The 2,260-nt window shown below is 53.5% G+C and carries 2 protein-coding genes; both read right to left on the bottom strand.

Annotated elements, in window-relative coordinates; genetic code table 11:
• Positions 1 to 461 precede the first annotated feature (461 nt).
• Entirely contained in the window at positions 462 to 839 is a 378-nt protein-coding gene (locus tag NN5_RS26500; protein WP_067739298.1) for a hypothetical protein, read from the bottom strand.
• Positions 805 to 2,260 (bottom strand): RHS repeat-associated core domain-containing protein (locus NN5_RS26715; RefSeq protein ID WP_217998780.1); only part of this gene is annotated, 1,456 nt, incomplete at its 5' end. The genes NN5_RS26500 and NN5_RS26715, both read right to left, overlap by 35 nt.

Raw genomic sequence — 2,260 nt, 5'->3', positions numbered from 1 at the left:
ACTCACCATCGACGACGTCGAAGACCACATGGTCTCTGCGCTCCAACTCCTCGGCTGCGCCGCACGTGGCCATACGGCCCCGCCTTGATATTGCTCACGATATTTCAAGCAGGGCTGGCCGGGGGATTTGCAGGCCATACACAAAAGCCCAGCACAACCAACCACATAGGCCGCCATGGCTAGCCGCGCTTTTATCTCGCGGTGATTCTACAGGCCCATCCCGGCAACGACGGCACCGCTATTCTACCCGCAAAATCAATGCCCTGACACGACAACGGCACCGCCTCGCCCGAGGCAGTGCCGTCCAAAACCCCACAATACGATGTGCAGACAAGCACTTATGGGACCAAGGGTGCCATAGCTTCTATCTTGCCGTCCATCTCATGGCCTTAATTCGAGCCAGTTTCTAACAAGATCAATTATGTAAGTGGCAAGACGACCGGCGTCGACGTTTATTGCGGTCAATAATTGTAGATTTTCACCGATTTGTCAGCGATGTTCCTACAGAACACTCTCACAAAGCTATATTGACCATATCTAGGCATAAATCTTACGCATTCATACTCTTTGCTCCGAAAAAAGTCGGGGTGCATGGCCTGTAGGTTCTCGCGTAGAACTGACCTATCAGCGCCGGGTGCTGCAGCGACTAAACCTTCGATCGCATCATGGTAAACAGCTGCCTTCAAGACGTCGTCATCGCTAAAATAAAACCATTTCAGATAGTTCGCGCCAATATAGAACCCCAAAACCAAGAAAATGGCGGATGAAATGGCGAGAATGAGATATGGTCGCTTTTTCATCTCATCACCTGCTTGAACGAGAGCAATAGAGAACACCATTCTGAATCGAAACACTCATAGCTTCTCCAAATCCATCGCCATTGGAAATATCCGCCGGTGAAAGGTCGGGTGCGTATGTGTCCGATGGGTAATGTGAGTGAAAAACGACCGCATTTCCATTTAGCCTGAGGAAATTCTCGACGGTGAAGCCCTTAGTGGCATTCCAAAGGCCGCCAACGCCAGTTGTCGTTGGTCCGATAATGAGATTCCCACCGCCCCGCATTCGGGGCACTGTCCGAGCTACAAATCCATACTCGCGGCCATTTGCGGCACCCAACCTGTCAATGTTCGCAATCGCACTCGCCAATGCTGGATTTTTGGCAATCAAGTCGTTGATCCCCGAAGAGGCGCAATTATCCTGCTCCGTTTGCTCTTTACTTTGCGGCCTGCAGCTTGCAGAACTTCCGTCGGCAATAGCGGCTGCGCCAGTTGGGCAAGGCCTGCCACCTCCACCTCCACCTCCACCAAGGTGAGGTACAGCACCACCACCAAAGAAGCCACTACCTCCAGTGCCCCATGCCTCGATTTGTTTCATGCCCCCATGCCCTGCACAAATATCTCCTGACGGATCAGCTGTATTATCCTCGTTTGAAAATTCTTTCCCATCATTACATACAACAGTCAGACCATACGGATCGGCTGAATTCACGGGATCAGAGCCTGCATAATTATACCAGTTCATGCCATCACCGTAACCGATGGGGTCAGTCTGCATGAAACGGCCAAGGGTGGGGGAGTAGAAACGGGCCTTGTAGTAGTACATGCCAACCTCGCCGAGCCAGACCTGCCCCGTATACTGGAAGCGCCCGAGATTCGTCGATTGCGGAATACCGTACTCATCGTAGCGGTTGATGGCCATGCCCGCTCCCGACGCATCGGTGACGGAAACGATCGATCCACGCTCGTCAGCCTGTAGCCAGCGCCTATTGCTCGTGCCCGAACCCTCGTACCAGACGACTGGCTCGTCCGTGCCAGGCCCCGGCACGAAGCGTCGTTGCAGCGCGTTGGAGCCGTTGTACTCCGCGATCATGCTAACGCCGTCATAGAGGAAGCGCGTAGTCGTTCCACCCGAAACCAGCTGATAGAGCCTGTCAGCCGGATCATATGTCAGGGTCGCGGAAGGACCTCCGCTCACAGATGTGAGTTGGTTGAGGCCGTTGTACGTATAGCTGATACTGCCGGAACTGTTCAGGTTGCCCCGACTATCATAGCCGAGCGATGTCGAGCCGGAGGCCGTGTACTGGTTGAGGCCATTCGCCGTGTAGCCGCGATTGAAATTGTAGCCGTCAGTCCAAGCGTAGGCATCGTTGGTCCTGGCAATACTGGCAATCTGTGAAGCAGGATTGTAGGCGATATTGCTGCCTGTTGTGCCCACCTTACCAATAACAAGATCGTTGGTCGTTCCCGTTGGATCGATCTTT

Source organism: Novosphingobium naphthalenivorans NBRC 102051 (assembly GCF_001590985.1).
Classification (GTDB): Bacteria; Pseudomonadota; Alphaproteobacteria; order Sphingomonadales; family Sphingomonadaceae; genus Novosphingobium; species Novosphingobium naphthalenivorans.
This window is presented reverse-complemented; position numbering and strand designations above follow the sequence as displayed.

Coding starts and splice junctions, on each gene's coding strand:
- NN5_RS26500 (WP_067739298.1), bottom strand. CDS start 839: ATGGTGTTCTCTATTGCTCTCGTTCAAGCAGGTGATGAGATGAAAAAG.